Raw genomic sequence first — 19,560 nt, 5'->3', positions numbered from 1 at the left:
GTTGAGCATCTTCTCCACTGGTCCCAATGGCGAAGGCAGCATCAATTCCACGCTCTGCGATGTCACTACCGCAAACGAGGTTCACCCCTCCCAATCTTCTATCTACAACTGTAGTATTAGGACTGAAACAAGGGTAACTGCATAAATTAGATGTCTCCTGCCTGCGGTAATTTTCATTTGAATTCAAGGGAGCCGCCATGCACTTGGCCGTTCTAACCAGCAGTTACTGTCTTTCGGCTGCCTAACTTGCGACTCAGATTCGTAAAGGGAGCTTCGACAGCTAAATAAAAAATCCATGCGAGAAATAAAGAAAGCACTAAGTAAAGGCATAGCTGAGCTGGTTTGGGCATGCTCTTTCCCAGAGAGCGCTCTGTTGCCCACAGAACTGTAGCGTGAACGAGATAGAGGCTATAAGAAATTTTGCCGAGGAAGTGCGGCATCTTCGCCCGCAGGAACGTTCGAAAAGATGAAAACGAAAGCGCCAGAAGCAATATTAATGCGGCTCCCAGCCCTGTGATCATGATTTGCGCGGCATGCACCAAGCTTGTGAAAAAGAAAGTGCTATGCCCCAGCAGGTAGATTGCGTAGGCAAAGATCAGCAGGCCTGCCAGGAAGAATTTGTTTCTGGATTCCAGCCACTCGATACATTGCGGGGCGTGCATGGCTAACAAAATTCCTGAAATGAATAAGGCGCAAACAGATGAGATCATCTCCAGACCTATCGGAACAGGGCCGGTTGCAGCAAGGGCCGGAGTGAGCAAGTAGAGCGCGGGAATGAGGATGAAAGCAGCTACTTTTGGCCATCGCATAACAACAATGATTAAAAGAGGAAAGATGATCGATATCCTCATCTCCTGGACCAGCGACCAAAAAGCTGTATTGTATTCACTCCACGGATAATTCCCGATGAAAGCCAGATGATTCAGTACTGCTTGCATCACGACAGGCCTATACCAGGTCTGGCTTTCCCAATTCCGCTGCGTAAGAGGAGTGTGCCAGATGGCACTGCCAACTACCGCCAAACCTAAAGCAACAACGTAAGGACCGTAAATACGCAGTATCCGCCTGAGGATGAAGGTTGGGTAGGTTTGTGATTTGCCACGAATATAAGGAAGCGCAAGAACAAAGCCGCTCAGTATAAAGAACAACGCTACGGCCTGCTCTCCGCCGCTGAACAGTCGCAGCGGAATCGAAGCTGGCCCCGAAAGGAGGGTCGGCCACATATTTGTTGCATGGTGCAGAACTACTGTAGCCGCAGCCAATCCTCTGAGAGAATCCAGCTCTATGAAGCGCGAGTCTCGTTTTACAGCAATTTCGTTTGTCTGGATTTTGTTCTGGACATCAGTGACGGAATTATCCGTGGCGGCCAATTCAGCACCCTTTCCAGCAGCCTGTTCTTCGGATATAGCAAAGAAATTATAAACCGAGGCCGCCGTCTACCGGGAGTATCTGACCGGTGATAAAGCTGGCGGATGTTGCGAAGTATAGGACTGCTTCGGCGATGTCTTCCGGTGTACCGCTGCGCTTCATAGGCGTCTTGCAGGTTATGCGCTTCGTTTGTTCCGTTGGCTCGGGGTCCATGTCGATCCAGCCGGGGGCTACGGCGTTGACTGCGACTTCGGGACCGAAGGCTTTGGCCATCGTTTTGACCAGCATGTGGACTGCTGCTTTCGACGAGCAGTAATGTGCGTGCGTGGTCCATGGATGCAGGCCGCCGAGCGAGCCTAACTGAATGATGCGGCCCTTCGTGGCTCGAAGTGCGGGCAGGCACTCACGGGCGAAAAGGAATGGGCCGCGGACGTTGGTTTCAAAGACGGCGTCCCACTGCTCGATGCTGATTTTTTCTAAATCTACTGTTTCAAAGACTGCGGCGTTATTGACGAGGATGTTGAGCTTGCTGTGCTGCTTCAGTGTTTCCGCAACTGTCTGCTTCACTTCGGCCTCACTGCGGACGTTGCAGCGGATGGCGTAGGCTTTGCGACCTAATGCTTGAATATCGGCTACGGTTTGCTCCGCCTCTTTTTCTGAGGTGTTGAAGGTGATGGTGACGTCGGCGCCGGCCTCGGCAAGCGAGAGCGCGATGGCCCGGCCGAGGCGCTTGGCGGCGCCGGTTACGAGAGCGGATTGTCCGAGAAGTGGCTGAGCAGTCATCTTACGGCTGCGGTTTCGGCTGGTCCTGGCTTTGATCGGGGTGCGGCTTGTAGGTTGAGTACTGCTCGCCGGGGCGCTTCATGCGGACCTCAAAGGCCATTTGCGACTTATCTACCTTGTAGTCATTGCCATAGGTCTGGAAGCCTTTGGCGATGATCTGCAGACGCATGGTTTTTCCTGTTTCGATCACGTCGATGACGGTTTTGCCGTCTTCGTTGGTCTTCAGCTCCATGTTGCCTTCGTCCTGGCCGTTGTTGTCGAGCTCATGAAAGACGACCGAGGCATTCTCGATGGGCTTTCCGGTGGTATCACGGATAACGGTGACCTCGATCTTTGAGGTGGCCGGCGGGGACTTGTATTTGCGGCTACGCTTTGCGTCAGAGTCCTGGGCGTGGAGGCAGACGGCAGCGAGAGCAAGGACTGCAAGGATGCGGACTGGCATGCGGAACATAGTGGTTTCCATTGTATCGGTTTGGACGGCGATGATGCGGAGAAGATATTTTTGACGGCGATGGTTCATAACCGCAGGAGTTATCCTGTGCAAGGCTGTTTCTGAAGTGACTTGGTTTCAGCAGGTTGCGGACATCAGCACAGCTTCTACGCAAATCTTCATGCGATCTTTATTCCGAAACTGTGCAACTGTCTGCGCCGCACTGTGAGGCGAAGAAAAAATGAAAATATACGGTTTTGCATCAATTCTGGTGCAGTGTGGGGGGCCTCCCCTCCCATAATGGCGACGGCCCGAATCCTGTGGGATCCGGGCCGACACTTTCTCTGCTGATTATGAGTAAAGCACAAATGGGGTTAATTGCATGCAAATTATCTGAAGTAGAATCCGCACGAAAGTAACAAGGCAACTGCTCAGCGCACGCTACCTGAACGCAAGAAGACTCGTACCCTCATCCGTTACAAAGGCGAACTTTCTAACGCGGTCGTGTAAGCCATCAATTGACTTATCGAATACAGGCGAAGGTCTGATTAAGTCCGTGAAGCATACCTCAGCGGCTAAAGCCGCATTGATTTTGCTGCATTTATGTCACGGCTGAAGCCGTGACCTACCGTTCGTGCCACTTAATCAGAGTTTCCCTAGTCCGTGAAGCATACCTCAGCGGCTAAAGCCGCATTGATTTTGCTGCATTTATGTCACGGCTGAAGCCGTGACCTACCGTTCGTGCCACTTAATCAGAGTTTCCCTAGTGTGGTCAGCCAGGTAAGATCGACATAAATCGTCTCACCGTCTGTCGGAATACCGGAAACGACAGCGCCTGCGCCATATGGACCATATTGTCCGCTGTAGATGAGGGTCATGTGATCTGATCTTGTTACATCAAAGTAGATGGTCTGAATGTTGTCTATCGGATCAACGCCCGCTGTCCAGGAAAAGCTGGCAGTAGAACCCGGAAGTGTACTGCCCGGTGGGGGCGAGATGATCGCCGGATTGGTTGAAGGGGCAGGACTCGCTGCCGTGTAGGTGTAGTTTGTGGTTTTCCAGATGCCCTCGATGAGATAGCGAAGCGTGACGTATACAGGCTTGCTGTCTGTGGGGATGTTGGGCACAGTTCCGGAAGTCGTTGCGAGCTGTGGCGAGCTATAAATGTTGAAGTAGCCGGGGCCATACGTTCCCACAGAGAGCGCGTACGCCGTAACGCCGGCGCCCGGTGTCCAGTTGAATGTGACACTGGAGCCGGAAAGCACGCTGCCCGGCGCGGGTGTGGTCATTACCGGCGGAGCGGTGGAGCCCTCTGCCGTGTAGGTGTAATTCAGGTCCGTCCAGACGCCATTGAGGTAATAGCGCAGCAGAACATAGACTTTGACGCCATCGGTGGGAAGGCCGGACACAGCGGCTGAGGTCGCCGTCGTGACTCCCGATCCATAGATGTCGTCGGAACCCGGCCACTTAGTTCCTACGTTCAGCGCATACGCAGTAGGCCCCGCACCAGGCGACCACTGGAAGGTGACAGTGGAACTGGCAAGATGACTGCCTGGAGACGGCATTATCAGAGCCGGAAGAGTCGGCGAACCGGCTGCCGTATAGGTGTAGAAGCTTGTATATACGACGCCATTGATCAAGAACCTGAGCATGACATAAACGGGCACGCCGTCTGTGGGCAGGCCGGTCACGGTTTGTGAAGTGTAATGAATGCTTCCCGAGGAAAAGATGTCCTCTGAACCAGGCCATCTGGTTCCAACCGATAACGAATATACGGTGACGCCGCTGCCCGGAGTCCACACGAACAGAGCGGCAGAGCCGGGAAGCCGGCTGCCAGGCGCGGGGCTCGTCAGAACCGGCGAAACCAAATTCACCGTATACGAAACGGTATTGGACGTCGCGCCGGCATCGTTGCTGTCGCCGGGATAGGCTGCCGTCAGCGAGCTGGTCCCCAGTGGAAGCGTAGATATGTTGAGGGTTGCTACGCCGGCAGACAGTGTTCCGGTTCCAATTGCCTTGCCCTGGCTGTAAAAGGTGACTGTCTCTCCATTTGCGGAGCCGTAGTAGCCTCTCAGAGTTGCCGTCAGGGTTGTGACCTGTCCATATACGCCGGGGGAAGGACTGGCGCTCACCGTCAGGGTTGGCTGAGCCGCCGTCACGGCAATGGAAAGGCTTGCAGATCCGTTTCCGTATAACGTGTCTCCCGGGTAGCTTGCAGCGATTGCGTCTGTGCCCGCCGGCAGAGATGTAGTGGTAAGTATGGCGACTCCGGAGGAACCCAGGTTGCTGCTGCCAAGGGATGTGCTCCCGAGAGTGAACGTGACAGTTCCGGCAGGAGCCGGATTGCCGGAGGTGCTCATGACGGTTGCGGTGAGGTTAACGGATTGCCCCGCAACGACACTACCTGCGGGGGAACTGGTGAGTGTCATGTGCGAGGCAGGAGGGCCTACTGTTCCGGTAACCTGAATGCTCTGCTGGGGTATCCCCGCCGTGCCGGCGGTGATAGTTACGTCCTCGCTGACGGTATTGCCGCTGGCAGGCTCGGCAAGCGGCTTAAAGCCGATACCGACGGCGCAGGTCTCTCCCGGCGCAAGCAGCGTGCCGGTTTCGCAAAAGCCGGCAGTGGGATTATCCGCGATGAAATCACCCGGATACGTTATGGCGGAGAAACCGAGCGCCATGTTGCCGCCGTTTTCTATTGTGACTGTCTGTGGACTGTCAGGGCTTAAGACGCCGGGACTTGTGGCGCCGAAGGTAAGCGCGGGTGCATCGGAGAAGTCTTCTTTGAGGACGCGACTGTTGTAGGTGTCTGCGATGTAGACATTCCCCGCATCATCGACGCCGAGCCCCCACGGCCAGTTGATGGCGCTGCCGGTAGGCACAACGCTTTGCGTATAATTTCCGGCGGCGAGAGACTCTTTGACGATACGGCTGTTGAGAGTATCGGCAATATACAGGTTGCCCTGGCCGTCTATGACGATATCGGAGGGCCAAACCAATCCGCTGCCGATATAGCTCTGGGCATAGCCGTTCGTGGAGGGGGTCATGACAAGGATTTGCGAATTGTCATAGGCGGTGATGAAGAGATCGCCATTGGCATCAGAAGCAACGGAGGAAGGACAAGTTTGTTCGCCCGGCGTTCCGCAGTCGAGAATATCCGACTGGACATAACCGCCTGCCGTGAGCGTCTCTTTCAATACGCGCCCGTTGTAAGCGTCGGCAATATACACGTTGCCGCTTGCATCGAACGAAATGCCGTTGGGAAGGTTCATACCATTCCCGAATGTGCTTTCGATGTAGCCGCTACCGGATGGCGTGAATTTGTGAACGAATCCATCATTCTCAGCGATATAGAAATTGCCAATACCGTCGACGGCCATTCCTCCCAGTGCGACAGAAGTGCTGGTGAATATCTGTTGCGTATAAGAGCCCGCGCCGGGGGTTAACTCAATCACCTCACTGAGGCCGGAATTTGTTATAGCGACATAGATGTTGCCGTTCCCATCGACAGTCATATTACCGGGAGACGCTACAGAACCGAGGAGCGTGGTTTCGACTTCCTGATAATGGAACTGTGGTCCCTGGCCGCTGCCTTGGAGGTAGGTGTATCCAATGATCGTCCCGCTTGCATCGAGCAGTACAACCGCGCCGTAACGCAAGCCCGGATATTTTGGAGAGAAGGCAACATTGACTGTACAGGTTGCATTGGTGGCGTACCCTACGTTCGCTGAGCAGGTGCCTGCTCCCGCATTTGTGTAATCCAGATTCTCAGCCCCGAGCGTGCGAACCGAGATGCTGCCCAGTTTGGCCGGGGAGGGTATGGCGACCGAAACCGCGGCAGAGGTTTTGCTGCCGATATCTACCAGTCCGAAATCAGTTTGTGCAATAGCTGCCGCGGTCGAAACTCCAATTGATAAAGCGGCCACGAGAACCTGGAACTTTGGAGAGCAGATCAACATAATCCCACCTTCCGGATGATGTAATCGGGAGAGCCGGACATTCGACGCGGCATGGAAGGTGTAGCACGGAAATTCAGTGCCTGCAACTGGAAACTTCCAACTCGATTTGATATTATCAAAATTCATTGATGCTTGATTGTGGATGATCTGCGAGGAGCAGACTCTTGCCAGTGAATTAAATGTGAGTGAATTGCGCTCAGGTTTGGCTCAAGTAACTTGACAACCGTTGGTGTAGTTACCTACATTTAGCAATCAGTAGGCGAGAGTGCCAGCACCGTGCAGGAGTGATTGCTTGTATCCGGTGCGCGAGATCGCCGATTGAGCTTTTCTGCAGTATCTGTTTTCAAACCCAAACAATCGCGCGGAGGGGCGTCCCCTGCTCCGCGTGCGAAGGAGAAGGAAGCAATGGCAGCTACATCTGTAACGACGACCTTCACTCCGCTCCATGACCGGATTCTGGTTCGCCGTGTTGAAGAGACGGAGACGGTGCGTGGCGGAATCATCATTCCCGACAGCGCGAAGGAAAAGCCCCAGGAAGGCGAAGTGATCGCCGTGGGCAAGGGCAAGTCGAACGACGAAGGCAAGGTCTTCCCGCTGGATGTGAAGGCGGGCGACCGCGTTCTCTTCGGCAAGTACTCCGGCAACGAGATCAAGATCGAGGGCGAAGAGTTCCTGATCATGCGCGAAGAGGAAGTCCTGGGAATTGTAAAAAAGTAAAGCTCCGCTTTACTTTTTGAGAGATCAGGGGTCAGGGATCAGAGATCAGCTAAACGATATACCGCGTTGGCTCTCGTTCCGGCATGACTGATTTATCCCGACTGAAACAGCTTCGAACTAACGACACAAACTGATCTCTGATCTCTGATCATTGATCACTGGAGAAGAAAATGGCAAAGCAGATTCTGCACGGTGAAGAGTCCCGTCAGGCGATTCTGCGGGGTGTGAATACCCTGGCAGACGCGGTGAAGGCGACGTTGGGACCGAAGGGCCGCAATGTTGTGATTGAGAAGAAGTTCGGTTCGCCCACGATCACCAAGGACGGTGTGACGGTGGCGAAGGAAATCGAGCTGAGGGACCCGCTGGAGAACGTGGGCGCGCAACTGGTGAAGGAAGTTGCATCGAAGACGAGCGACGTGGCCGGCGACGGCACGACGACGGCGACGGTTCTGGCGCAGGCGATCTTCCGCGAAGGCGTGAAGACTGTGGCGGCGGGCGCGAACCCGACGGCTCTGAAGCGCGGCATCGACAAGGCTGTGATTGCAGTAATCGGCAAGCGCGATCAGAACGGCGTGTGGACAGAGGGCGGCGCACTTGGCACGTTGTCGAAGCCCGTGGATGAGGGCTCGGTGGCGCAGGTGGGCACGATTTCGGCCAACGGCGACGCGGAGATCGGCGGCATTATCGCCGAGGCCGTGAAGGTTGTGGGCAAGGACGGCGTGATCACGATTGAAGAGTCGAAGACGATGCACACTGGCCTGGAGACCGTGGACGGCATGCAGTTTGACCGCGGCTACCTGAGCCCGTATTTTGTGACCGATGCGGAGCGCCTGGAAGTGGTTCTGGACGATCCGTACATTCTGATCTACGAGAAAAAGATCAGCGCGATGAAGGATCTGCTGCCTCTGCTGGAGCAGGTTGCGCGTGGCGGCAAGCCGCTTCTGATCATTGCCGAGGACGTTGAGGGCGAGGCGCTCGCGACCCTGGTGGTGAACAAGCTGCGCGGCACGCTGAATGTGGCTGCTGTGAAGGCTCCGGGCTTTGGCGATCGTCGCAAGGCGATCCTGGGCGACATTGCCGTTCTGACGGGCGGCCAGGCGATTACCGAGGACCTGGGCATCAAGCTGGAAGGCGTGAAGCTCGAGGATCTGGGCCGCGCGAAGCGCATCACGATCGACAAGGACAACACGACGATTGTGGACGGCGCGGGCAAGGCTACCGAGATTGACGGCCGTGTGAAGGAGATCCGCACGCAGGTTGAGAAGACGACCAGCGACTACGACCGCGAGAAGCTGCAGGAGCGGTTGGCGAAGCTCGTCGGCGGCGTGGCGATCATCAAGGTCGGCGCTGCGACGGAGACTGAGTTGAAGGAGAAGAAGGCTCGCGTGGAAGACGCGCTTCATGCAACGCGCGCGGCTGTGGAAGAAGGCATTGTCCCCGGCGGCGGCGTGGCCCTGGTGCGCGCGGTTCCGGCGGTTCAGGCCCTGATCAAGACGCTCGAAGGCGACGAGAAGATCGGCGCTCAGATCGTTCTGCGGTCGCTCGAAGAACCGCTTCGGCAGATTGTTGCCAATGCGGGCGAAGAGGGCGCGGTGGTGGTGGCGAAGGTGCTTGAGTCCAAGGACCAGCACTTTGGTTACAACGCTGCGACCGGACAGTTCGAGGACCTGGTGAAGGCTGGCGTCATTGACCCGACCAAGGTAACGCGGACGGCTCTGCAGAATGCGGCTTCCATTGCCGGGCTGCTGCTGACGACCGAAGCACTGGTTGTCGAGCTGCCTGAGCCGAAGTCCGCTGCTCCCGCGGGCGGCCACGGCGGCGGCGGCATGGACGGAATGTACTAAGACAGGGATCAGTAATCAGGGGTCAGAGATCAGTTGGTTTGTGCTGAGTTTGACCTGGTTTCTTAAAGCTGACAGTACAAAAGAAAAGGCCTCCTGCTTTGGCAGGGGGCCTTTTTGTGTGCGCTAGTACTGTGCGAGGTGTTTTGGGCGCGGGTTTGCTTGCCCGGAGGCTGCGCCGGATGCTCGGTGGGCTGCTAGGCCGAGAGCGCGGCTACCGGGATGGGGAGCAGCGTGGGCTTGGCGATTGGCTGCGGGGCCGAATGCGACTCTGGGCGGCGAGCCTGGTTTTGAAGCTGGGGCTTGAGCCAGTCGGAGATCCATGTGGGCGGAATGACGAACTCGCTCCAGCCGCACTCCATGCAGATCTGGATGTCGGGCGAGGGCGAGACGGGTGGATGGCTCTGCGTGCGTGGCGCGTTGCGGTAGAGGCGAATCTCGGCGGGCACGGTGGCGCAGGATTCGGAGTTGCATTTTGGACAGTTCACTGTAGACACCTCGGACAGCATGTTTCCGTTTCCGACAGCAACAAAACCTGCTGTGGAAAATTCAACACTAATTTCTTAGTCGTCGGCAGGCAAGGGAGAAACTTGAGAAAGTAGATGAAAATTTGCTGAATCTAAAGGGCCAGAGGGTCTTATTTGTCTCATTCCTTAGATTTATGTATGGAACGCGCGTAAACGGGGACCCTTGCGGGTCCCCGTTTGTTTTGCAGATGGACTGCGATTAGAAGGTGACGTGCAGAGCCATGGTGATGATGCGGCTGCTTCCTATGGTGTTAGTGACCGATCCGAAGTTGGCCGCGTTGTTGGGGCATCCCTTGCCGGGTATGAAGGTGGAATCGCCGCTCTGACAGGTGGGAGTGGTGTTGGGTGGAATCAATGTTTGAATCTGCAGATTCCTGCCAGTGCCGGTCGCGAAGGGAATCTGGTCAAGGTTGGAGAGAGCGGATTGCTGATCGGTGGGATTGTTGCTCGAGACGATCTGGCCGAAGTTGACGAAGTACTCGGAGGGAGTGCAGTTGTTGCCCGCCATGATGGCGCTGGTGGAGCAGGAGGAGTTCTGGCGGATCTGTCCCTGGTTCATGGGAACGTCAAAGCTGGGTGTGTTGGTGATGTTATAGACGTTGAAGTCATAGCGCAGATTGTACTTATTGTGGATGTGAAAGTTCTTGCGGGCCGAGAGATCGAGACGATTCTGCATTGTCTGGCGGAATATGTTGCGCTGCGGCGGAGCAAAATTGGTCTGATAGATATCCGCCGGATTGGAGCCGGACTGGGTTGGAATACCCATAGAGCCCGGCTGCAAATAATCGATGGAGATCTGAGTAGGATCAATGGCGGGGATGTAAGCGCCACCCTGGGTGCGTACATTGCCCTTATTGCCGGTCATGGCCGAACTGGGGTTGCCCGGGTTCTTGATGCCGATGACGGGGTTCATGAGGGTTGGAAAATCGCCGAACTTGATGCTGCCAGAGGCTCCGTAGAACTCATAAAGCGAGTAGGGCTCGCCGCTCTGTACGATGCCAATGCCTGTGAGCTCCCAGCCGTCAGCCACGTAGCCGAGCAGTGAGCTCTCGCGGGCCTTGTTGGGCACCTTGAAGTCGAAGTTAGTGGTGAAGACATGCTTGCGGTCGAAGTCCGATGAGGCCCAGGAGTTGCGGAGGTTCGAGGGATCGTTGCCGGTGAAGAAGAGGCCCAGATCGCTCTGTTCGTCGAGGGCATGGCTCCATGTATAGGCGGCACCGAGTTGGAAGTTGTGCGAGAGGCGCTTCTGGAACTGCGTCTGCAGCGCATCGTAGGCCGAGTTGCCGACGGTCTTGAAGAGCGCGGCATTGGGGCTGAAGCCGATGTAGGGAGTACGGAAGTCGGTGTTACCGCCGTCTTCCGTGTTCCAAGGCTCGCCGGGGATGGGGTCGTAGTCGTAGCCGTCAGACATGGAGTTCTGGTTGAGAACCTCAAATCCGTAGCTGGAGGTCTCACCCCAGATGGGGTTGGTGGCAGTGGCGATTCCGGGCGCGTTGAAGGGGATGGGAATGACCGCGTGGCGTCCACGGTTGCCGACGTAGCCGAGAGTGAAGACCATGTCGCCAGTGGGCTGCCACTGCATGTCCAGCGAGTAGTTCATGGTGTAAGGCAGCACATTGTTGCGGGCATACGAGGCAAAGTTCAGAGCATCCGGGCAGGCGGTGTAGTCTTCCTGGTTCTGGACGCCGGAGCAGTTCTTGCCATACTGCGCGTCAGAGCCGGTCGGGGTTCCGGTGTAGCCGTTGAGGGTCTGCTGCAGGGATGCTGCGATGGTGCTGGGATTGGAGCTGGGCGGAATGTAGTTGCCAGCAGGCGTGCCGGAGGGAAGATTGAGTGCCGTGCCCAGCGGATTTGCGAGGGTGTTGCCGTTGCCTACGACGTAGCTTGCCAACGGAGCCGACTCTGTAACGCCGAAGGGGCCGCCGTTGCCGCTGCCCGCGGGCTGCGAGAGGTACTGGAAGTTTTCACCACGGTCGTAGTAGATGCCCCATGCTCCGCGGAAGACGATCTTGTTGGCGGTGTTGGCCGGAGTCCAGGCGAAGCCGAGACGCGGTGAAACACCCCACTGGCGACCGGTGAGCGTGGAATCGCTGACGCCTGAGGTGGGATTGTACTTGTTGTTTCCGGCGACGATGAAGCCGGCATTGCTGACGTTGAAGCTGGTGTCCGTGGTGCCGGTGACGTTATAAAGCGACGGTTCAAAGTTGAACATGTCGCCATACTTTTCTGTGAGGCCGCCGTGGTAGTCATAGCGGACGCCGATGGTCAGGCTGAGATTGGACTTGATCTGCCACTTGTCCTGAACATAAGCGTCGATCTCATTGTTGCGATAGTAGCGATCTGCGGTGTTACGTCCGCTTTGAGAATCGGTGGTTTCAAGGACGTTCGAGCTGGATACCTCGCCTTCGAGAAAGCTCTCGAAGCTCTTGGTTGCGATCTGCGCGATGCCCTGACGGTTGTTGGTGATGTTGAGCTGGGTATAGCTGTAACCGGCGCCTGCATCGATCGTGTGCGGTCCTTCGACCCAGATGAGGTTGGTGGAAGGATTGAGGCGGTTCTGGTAGAAACCGGTATTGGCAAAGGAGCTGTAGGGTCCGACCTTGATTCCCGGCGAATTGTTCTGCGAGTAGGGGAATTCCTTGAGGAGCAGGCCGGGCAAGCCGCTGACGAGCGTGCCGGTGTTTCCGGTCATGCCGGCGCCGATGCCGAAATTGGCAGGGCCACCACTGTTGGCGAGAGTCTGATTGTAGCCGCTATAGGCTGACATGCGAACGAAGCCGAGACGCTGCTCCCAGTTGAGGTGCGAATTGACGATGATGGTGTTGTCAATGGTTCCCACCTGTCCGCCATTGAGCTGCGTCACGGGGAAACCGCCAGTGGAGGAGAAGCGATAGGGCGAGGAAATGGGATCGTTCTGGTAGTAATACTTTGCGCCGAGACGGTCCTTGTCGTTGATCTGATAATCGACCGAGATGGTGGCCTGATCTCCAGTCAAGAGGGAGCGGCCGGTAAGAGCGACGTTGGGAATGCCGTAATTGTAAGTCGAGGTGGTTTGCGCGGAGGGAATGAGGAAGCTTCCATCTGGGAGCTTGGCGTTCATCAGAGCGGAGGCGATGGAATTTATGCCGGTAAAGGCATTCTTGCCGGTGGTGGCAACCGGCGTGCCATCATTCCAGCTAGTGAGGGCGTTCATTAGGCCGGTGGCGCTGCGATCATCCGTAAGGCCGCTGGGCACGGTCATCTGAGAAAGTGCCGTGGCTGCGTCCGAGGAGTCGAGGCGCTGATAGCCGAGGAAAAAGTAGAGCTTGTTCTTCTTAATTGCGCCGCCGAGAGTGGCTCCGGTTGTCCAGCGCTGCAGGTAGGGGTTCTGCATGGACTGCGGAAAAAAGCCGACGCCGTTTTGGCCGAGCACGTATTGCTGGTTGAAGAAGTAGGGTGAGGCGTTGAGCGCGTTGTTGGCGAAGGTGCCGTAGACGCCGCCATGCCAGTTATTGGTACCCGACTTGGTGTTGACGTCGATCTGCGCGCCGGAGGTGGCTCCCTGCTGCGCGTCGTACATGGAGGTGTTGACGCGGAGCTCCTCAATGAAGGCCGACGGAGGCGACGGGAGGGCGTTGCCGACTGAACCGTAGACCGAGGTGCTGGTGCCGCTGGCGCCTGCCGTGGTGGCTGAGCCAGCGGAGGAGGTGGCCGATGTGCTGCCGCCGCCGATGTTGAAGTTAAAACGCTGCGAGGTGAGGCCCGAAGAGGTCATGCCGTTGAAGAGGTTGGAAACGTCTGCGCCATTGACCTGCACGGTGTTGGAAGTGGCGCGCTGACCGTTGGCCTGGATGTTCTGGTTACCGAGACCCGCATTGGAGTCGATGCCGCTGAGGAGTTCCGCGTTGACACCGGGAGAGAGCACGGCGAGCTGCGTGAAGCTGTCGGTAGCGAGCGGGGTTATGGCGATCTGCTGGGAGTCGAGGGTGTAGCCGTTGGTGGCGTCCGTGGCGTTCAACAAGGGGTTGGCGGTGACTTCGACTGATTCCGAGTTCTGGCCGACCTTGAGGGCGACGCTGACGGTGGTGGCTTCCGCTTCGCGAACTCCGATGCCCTTTACTTCAGTGATTTCAAAACCGCTCTGCTCGGCCTTGACGACATATTGACCGATGGGCAGGTTGAAGATCTGGAAGAAGCCAGAGCCTTGCGTGGTGGTGGTGCGTGTTACGCCGATTTCCGCAGCCGTGACCGTGATCTTTGCGCCGCGAATGGCTGCGCCGGAGGGATCGAGCACGGTGCCGTTGATGGAGCCGAGGGTTTGCTGCGCATTCGCGAGCGACGCACACAGGAGGATGGGTAGAAACAACAGACAGGTACACGCTAACCGCCTGGTAAACCAATGCATCATGATGGCCTCTTAGAAGATTGAAAGTTGTCCTGTTACGTGCCGGAATCGTTCCCCTGGTGCTTTCATGCACTTGTCTTTAAGGGTGAACGTTCTGTAGGGACAGATCAGTTAAAAACTAAACTCAAATTATGAATAGTTTGTTACAGGCGCGGGGAAACTAAAAGGAAAAAATATATACGAAGCCAGAAAAATCAGCCCGAAATTGTGGAAAATCGCGGGCAAACCTCAGATTCCTCATGCGATCCTCATCTGCGCGGCTCGGAGGGGCTATGGGAGGCAAAGCTAGCTACAGCCTGCTCCGGAGGCCGGAAATGCCGCCGGAGCCGGCTGTGGCTATTTGGTGGATTCCTTGCCCCACTGGAAGCGCAGGCCGGCGCGGAAGTTGAAGGGCAGGCTGGGATAACCGATGGGGGCGATGTGCTGGTTCGAGGTCAGGTTTTCCGCCTGCGCGTAGACGCCGAGCCAGGTGAAGAACTGATAGCTGCCGCCGAGATCGAGCTTGGCGAAGCCGTAATCGAGGTTGCGATTGGGGAGCAGCAGGCTGTTGCCGCCGTTCTGGTCAGCATAGGCAAGGTAGGTGGAATCGTCACTGCGACTGGCGAAGGCCGAAGCGAAGATGGCCGAGAATTTCTTGTTTGAGTAAGTGGCGGTGGCGAAGCCGGAGTTGGGCGGACGGCGGAATGGCCTCGCGCCTACGAGCGGCGAGTCGGCTCCAATGGGAATGCCGTTGTAGGTGGGCTCGAATCCGTTGACGAGCGCTTCATTGTCGCTGTCGAAGGAGCGCTGGACGACGGCCTCAAGCCATGTGTAGCCGGCGCGGAGGAAGATGCTGCGTCCGATGCCGCCTTCAACTGTGGACTCAATGCCCTGGGCGCGGAAGGCCTCAGTGTTTACGTTGAGGCCATAGTCGAGGGTGTAGTAGTAGCCGAGTGCGTTGATGAAGTTCTGGCGAGCCTGCCCGGTAAGGCCAAGGATGTCGGGAAGAGAGACTGCGCTTACGGACTCGATCTGTCGACCGAATTCGTTATGAAAGTAGCTGGCGCGGAAGAGGATGTGCTGGGTGAGGAAGGTCTGCTCGACGCCGCCTTCATACGTACGCTCGGTGGGCGGTGCGAGCGGGCCGATGTTCAACTGCTTTGCGACGGAGAAGTAACCATTGCTGACGAGGGCGGTGTAGAGAGAGCCGGTTTCATCGGTGAGTGCGGGCTCGCGAATGCCGTCACCGTAGTTGCCGAAGATGCGAGTGCCGGAGAAGACGCCGTGACGCGGCTTGAAGGCATAGACCGAGAAGCCGGCGCGAGGCGTGGTGAAGGTGCCGAAGAGCGCGTAGTGTTCAAGCGCGCCGCCGAGATTATAGAAGAAGCGGTTTTTGAAATCGCCATGAACGCTGGCGATGTAATCGTAGTTGGTGGGTGAGACGGGCTGATTGATTCCGTAGGAGGGAATGACCTCGGTGCCGCGTTCGTCCTCAAAGTGGAAGCCGATGAGGCCGGTGAGGTGCGGGGTGAAGCGGAAATCGCCCTGATACAGAAGCTGATCGCGGTTGGAGACAAGCTGCTCCGCGTAAGGGTAGGTTTCGGGGTAATCGAGGATGGCCTGGCCGGTGGCGGAGGCTCCGTTTGCGCCCTTGATGGTGACGGTCTGACCGAAGTAGGCGCTATCGCCGAGGCCGTCATAGTCATTGATAAGCTCGCCGGAGGGATACCAGAGGTAGTATTGCTCGCGTTTGCGGGTGGCGCCATAGCGAATGGTGTTGTGGAAGCTCGCGGTGGTCTGGTTGTCGAATGTAGCGCTGATGTAAAGGTCCTGATCCTTCTGCGTGGCCTGGTCGGCGACGTGGTAGAAGTCCCAGGCGTTGGGTACGCCGGTGGATGCGACGTTGTAGTGGACTGTGCCGCGGAGCATGGTGGCGCCGTTGAGCTGGTAGCCGAAGTTGCCTGCTGAGGAACCTAGGTGCATGAGGTCGTTCGGCACGGAGTTGGCGGACTGGAGCCAGCTATAGGCGGCGAAGTAATCGATCTTGTCGTGCGCGCCTGCGAGCTCGGCTTCTTCACGCGAGGTGTAGAAGTTGCCTGCGTCGCCGGAGAGGAAGATGGAGGGGAAGCTAGTGGTTCCGCGCGGGGTGATGAAGCTGATTACGCCGGATTCCGCGCCGGCGCCGTAGAGATCGGAGTTGGGACCACGATAGATTTCGCTGCGCTCGATGGCGGTGGTGGAGAGTGGACCGAAGTCGAAGCGACCGCCGAGATCACCGGCGCTGATGCCGTCGATGAGGACTTTATTGTTGTCGGAGTCGCCGCCGCGGATGAAGAGCGAGGTTTGCGCGCCGCGCTGGCCGACCTGGACGGAAGCAGTGCCGGGCATGAGGCGGAGGAGACTGGCGAAGTCGCTGCTCTGGCCGATTTCGGTTTGGCCGAGGACGTTGGTGGCGGAGCTGGTTTGCGGCTGCGGGGTTGGCGTGCCGGTGGCGGTAACGACGATGGATTGGCGGACCCACTGGGGCTCGAGTACGATGGAGCGCTCGATGGAGTCGAAGCTGGCGGCGTAGAAGGTGGGGGTGTCAAGCTGGCGGAAGCTTTTGGCGGAGACGACGAGGAAAAAGCGACCGCTCCGGCCGGTGGTGAGAGTGAAGCTGCCGTCCGAGCCGGTGAGTGTGTGGGCGACGATTTTGCTGCCCTGGAGTAGCGCGATGGCCGCATTGGAGACGCTCGCGCCGGAGGAATCCGTGACGCGGCCGCGGATAGAGGCGGCGCGGGCGAAGATGGCGGTGAGAAGGATTACGAAAACCGGCAAAGTGCGGCGGAAGAACGGGCCGCGTAAAAATGAAATAGACATTTCTCTCCTCTTGCCCTCCCACGGGGCAGAAGCTGGCGAATGCGCCTAAGACCGGTCTCCTGACTTTGCGCCTTGCCAGTTCCCTTCCCAAAGCCTGACGGCCTCAGTGGATTGCGACTGACGGACTGCCTGCCGCAATGGACGACGCGGAGGCGAGTGGCGCTCACAGTTGCGGGGCAGTGGCGGAATTTCACCGCCTTCCCGAACATCCTGGCGATTGCGGTTGTGGGTTTATCCATTCTTTTCGTAATGAACGTTAAAAGAATGGGGCGGGAAGCAGTCGAGGATGGGGCACCCGAATGCTTTGGTGGAACGAGCAAAAACATGGTGACCCTGGGAAGATTCGAACTTCCGACCTGCGGTTTAGGAAACCGTCGCTCTATCCATCTGAGCTACAGGGCCACATGCGAAGAACTGCTCCTCAGATTTTACATCGAGCGTGCTTGACCATATCTTGCCGCTTACTCAGGCGCAGGGCAGCTCATCGATGGTTTTGTTGGTTGCGTCCCAGACGGCGAGGCGCATATCGACGCCGAACTCCGATGCGAAGCGTGCGAGCAGATCGATGGCTGGCTGAAGCGCGTTCTGCGCCTTGCCGCGGGAGGCATAGTAGCTGGCAGGCGCGACAATCAGTCCGGTGAACGGGATATCTGTGGGCAGTCCAAGGATGGAAACTCGATGCGTGAAGAGATTGCGCGAGTTGAGATTCGCGCTGAAGAGGCGCATCTGCCGCAGGAGTTCCACGGCGGCGTACCAGGGGTCGTTGGCGTCGTGCTTGACCTCGCATAGAAAGAGACGATGGGCGCCGGCGAGTTCACCGAGCAGCAGCATATCGGCCTCGACGTTGCCGCGGCGGCCCACTCCGCGCGGATCGCGGCTCAGAGGGAATGCGTTTACGCCGTCGATCAGCCGGTTGCCAAGGCAGGTTACGCGGTCAAAATCCTCCAGCAGGATGCGATGCTCGATGGCGTGTTCGCCTGCGTGCGGACGATGCAGGTCGCCGCGCCGGTAGCGCGCATCGAGCAGTTGGGGATCGATGCCGCGCTGCCAGTTTTCAGGGATCGGCTCCCGCCAGAGATTGGTAAGTCGATCGATGCGCGCCTGTGCGTTCGGGATTTGATTCGATGCGTATTCGGCGAGGACGGTCCATCGATGGCGCCATCCTGCGAAGCTTTCTGATTCCAAATCGTCCGCTGCGTGGATGACTGGCGGCGACAGGAGGACCGGTGCCGGGACCGTGGCTGCAGTTGCGGCTGGACTCAAGGCGGGAAGAAACAGGTCGATCGCGCCGGACACTTCCCCGGCGAGGCCGAGCGACTGCTTCACGCTGCGAAGTTCCCGGTCCCATTCTTCGCGGGTTGTCGGGCGGAAAGGATCGCCGGTGAAGTAGAGATTGACCAGCCACGCCGGAGACTTGAGCCGCTCGCGCAGAAAGTAGAGATGAGCCAGCCGGTTGGCCAACTGGTACAGCGGGCCCAGCCAATCCGATGATTCGCGCGCGCCGCACCATTGCCGGGCGGCGGCGAGGGATTTTTCGATCAGTGATCGGCTGGCTGGGCCGGCCTGGCATCCGTTCCCGTAGATTTCGGGGACGTGGCTCTTGGCTTCCACCAAGACGACGACCGGGCGGCTGCGGGCAAATGAGGTGGTGAGAACTGCGAGAGCGTCCCAGGACGGGCCGGAAGACGGCCAGAAGACGGCCAGATCGCTCGAGAACTCGCCGAGACCGACGGCCTCAAGAAAATCTCCATCGCGGTACTCGACGTAATCCTCGCCTGCGAGCGGAGAAACCCAGCGGACCGACGTAACAGCTTCCCGCAGCCTTTCCGGAAGCGCTTCGAGCAGCGCGTTTGTGAGAACAGGCTGGTGTTCATTGACGTAATCCTGCAGTTGCCGCTGGCTACCTCGCCTTGCGCGTCCGTGCACTTCTGCCGGGGTTCGGACGGCGCTCCGCATCGGTACTGATGGACTGATTTCCGCGGCGGCTCCGTTCCGGATGGACGGCAGGAAGCGCAGATTGTATTCGGAGGTCCGGGCGCTCCAATACTGGTTGCCGTCCTGGCCGCTGACGGTGTGCGCAGTCTCGGTAAAGCGGGATTTTCCGTAGAGGGTGGCACGCGAGACGGTCGACAGCGGGGGCTGGCCCAGAACCCTCTCGCGGCCGCTGGAATAGTCTCTCAGCTTTGTGGCGCCAGCCGGATTATGCACGAAAAGGAGAAAAGAATCCGGGTTGAATTCCGGAAGATACACCATCAGGTATTCGTAGCCGAATGCCACGGTACGCCTCGCTTCGCGCAATCGCTGTCAGGGTTGATGGCCAACAGTTTAATGGCTGCAGGCCATGCCGGCGAAGGGAAAAACGAGGCGATGAACAGGTTTTCTAACAGCCGCCGGCGATGGAGGGGATGATGGAGAGAGTGTCAGTAGGTTTGATGGCGGTGGCTTCTTTTTCAGGGAGGTAGCGGATGTCTTCGTCGTTGAGGTAGAGGTTGACGAAGGCGCGGATTTTGCCTTCCGCGGTAAAGAGGTGCTTGCGAAGCTCAGGATGGGCGACGGTGAGGGCGGCTAGAGCTTCAGAGACGGTGGCGGCGGAGGTTTCCACGGTGTCTTTGCCGCCGGTGAACTGGCGCAGCGGCGTGGGGATGAAGATGGTCATAGAGCTTTAATTCCTCTCATATCTAAAGAGTAAGAACATCCCTCCGGGGCTAAAGCC

11 protein-coding genes, 1 tRNA gene and 1 riboswitch are annotated in these 19,560 nt (G+C 57.7%); of the genes, 2 read left to right on the top strand and 10 right to left on the bottom strand.

Annotation, left to right across the window (positions count from 1 at the left end; all coding sequences use genetic code 11):
- Positions 1–212: 212 nt before the first annotated feature.
- The 4 genes from ABSG47_RS17030 to ABSG47_RS17015 form a co-directional block, all read right to left on the bottom strand.
- Positions 213–1,370 (bottom strand): acyltransferase family protein, encoded by a 1,158-nt coding sequence (locus ABSG47_RS17030; protein WP_424170900.1) that lies wholly within the window; start codon positions 1,368–1,370, stop codon positions 213–215.
- A gap of 46 nt (positions 1,371–1,416) precedes the next feature.
- Positions 1,417–2,151, bottom strand: coding sequence for an SDR family NAD(P)-dependent oxidoreductase (locus tag ABSG47_RS17025; RefSeq protein ID WP_424170899.1), 735 nt, complete (start codon positions 2,149–2,151; stop codon positions 1,417–1,419).
- 1 nt (position 2,152) lies between these two features.
- Entirely contained in the window at positions 2,153–2,671 is a 519-nt protein-coding gene (locus tag ABSG47_RS17020) for a carboxypeptidase-like regulatory domain-containing protein (RefSeq protein WP_424170898.1), read from the bottom strand.
- 662 nt (positions 2,672–3,333) lie between these two features.
- Positions 3,334–6,540, bottom strand: a complete 3,207-nt coding sequence (locus ABSG47_RS17015) for an Ig-like domain repeat protein (RefSeq protein ID WP_424170897.1) — start codon at positions 6,538–6,540, stop codon at positions 3,334–3,336.
- 405 nt (positions 6,541–6,945) lie between these two features.
- Between ABSG47_RS17015 and ABSG47_RS17010 the strand changes: the two genes are divergently transcribed.
- The gene (locus ABSG47_RS17010; RefSeq protein WP_424170896.1) at positions 6,946–7,257 is read left to right on the top strand and encodes a co-chaperone GroES; all 312 of its coding nucleotides are present in this window, start codon (positions 6,946–6,948) and stop codon (positions 7,255–7,257) included.
- 170 nt (positions 7,258–7,427) lie between these two features.
- Positions 7,428–9,101, top strand: coding sequence for a chaperonin GroEL (gene groL, locus ABSG47_RS17005; RefSeq protein WP_424170895.1), 1,674 nt, complete (start codon positions 7,428–7,430; stop codon positions 9,099–9,101).
- A gap of 194 nt (positions 9,102–9,295) precedes the next feature.
- Here groL and ABSG47_RS17000 read toward each other — a convergent pair whose 3' ends face one another.
- The 6 genes from ABSG47_RS17000 to ABSG47_RS16975 form a co-directional block, all read right to left on the bottom strand.
- Positions 9,296–9,586: a hypothetical protein gene (locus tag ABSG47_RS17000; protein ID WP_424170894.1), complete on the bottom strand. Its 291-nt coding sequence runs from the start codon at positions 9,584–9,586 to the stop codon at positions 9,296–9,298.
- Between the two features lie 238 nt (positions 9,587–9,824).
- Positions 9,825–14,012, bottom strand: coding sequence for a TonB-dependent receptor (locus tag ABSG47_RS16995; RefSeq protein WP_424170893.1), 4,188 nt, complete (start codon positions 14,010–14,012; stop codon positions 9,825–9,827).
- Between the two features lie 333 nt (positions 14,013–14,345).
- On the bottom strand, positions 14,346–16,847 hold the full coding sequence (locus ABSG47_RS16990) for a TonB-dependent receptor (protein ID WP_424170892.1): 2,502 nt from the start codon (positions 16,845–16,847) through the stop codon (positions 14,346–14,348).
- Between the two features lie 32 nt (positions 16,848–16,879).
- Positions 16,880–17,090: riboswitch (cobalamin riboswitch) on the bottom strand.
- A gap of 82 nt (positions 17,091–17,172) precedes the next feature.
- Positions 17,173–17,249: transfer RNA gene (locus ABSG47_RS16985), tRNA-Arg, on the bottom strand.
- A 63-nt stretch (positions 17,250–17,312) separates the two neighbouring features.
- Positions 17,313–19,124 carry a hypothetical protein gene (locus tag ABSG47_RS16980; protein WP_424170891.1) on the bottom strand — a complete coding sequence of 604 codons (1,812 nt, stop codon included), beginning with the start codon at positions 19,122–19,124 and terminating at the stop codon, positions 17,313–17,315.
- Positions 19,125–19,227: 103 nt separating this feature from the next.
- Positions 19,228–19,503, bottom strand: coding sequence for a MoaD/ThiS family protein (locus ABSG47_RS16975; RefSeq protein WP_424170890.1), 276 nt, complete (start codon positions 19,501–19,503; stop codon positions 19,228–19,230).
- Between the last annotated feature and the right edge of the window lie 57 nt (positions 19,504–19,560).

The organism is Occallatibacter sp., assembly GCF_049510455.1.
Classification (GTDB): domain Bacteria; phylum Acidobacteriota; class Terriglobia; order Terriglobales; family Acidobacteriaceae; genus Telmatobacter.
This window is presented reverse-complemented; position numbering and strand designations above follow the sequence as displayed.

Coding starts and splice junctions, on each gene's coding strand:
- ABSG47_RS17025 (WP_424170899.1), bottom strand. CDS start 2,151: ATGACTGCTCAGCCACTTCTCGGACAATCCGCTCTCGTAACCGGCGCC.
- ABSG47_RS17020 (WP_424170898.1), bottom strand. CDS start 2,671: ATGAACCATCGCCGTCAAAAATATCTTCTCCGCATCATCGCCGTCCAA.
- ABSG47_RS17015 (WP_424170897.1), bottom strand. CDS start 6,540: ATGTTGATCTGCTCTCCAAAGTTCCAGGTTCTCGTGGCCGCTTTATCA.
- ABSG47_RS17010 (WP_424170896.1), top strand. CDS start 6,946: ATGGCAGCTACATCTGTAACGACGACCTTCACTCCGCTCCATGACCGG.
- groL (WP_424170895.1), top strand. CDS start 7,428: ATGGCAAAGCAGATTCTGCACGGTGAAGAGTCCCGTCAGGCGATTCTG.
- ABSG47_RS16995 (WP_424170893.1), bottom strand. CDS start 14,012: ATGATGCATTGGTTTACCAGGCGGTTAGCGTGTACCTGTCTGTTGTTT.
- ABSG47_RS16990 (WP_424170892.1), bottom strand. CDS start 16,847: ATGTCTATTTCATTTTTACGCGGCCCGTTCTTCCGCCGCACTTTGCCG.
- ABSG47_RS16975 (WP_424170890.1), bottom strand. CDS start 19,503: ATGACCATCTTCATCCCCACGCCGCTGCGCCAGTTCACCGGCGGCAAA.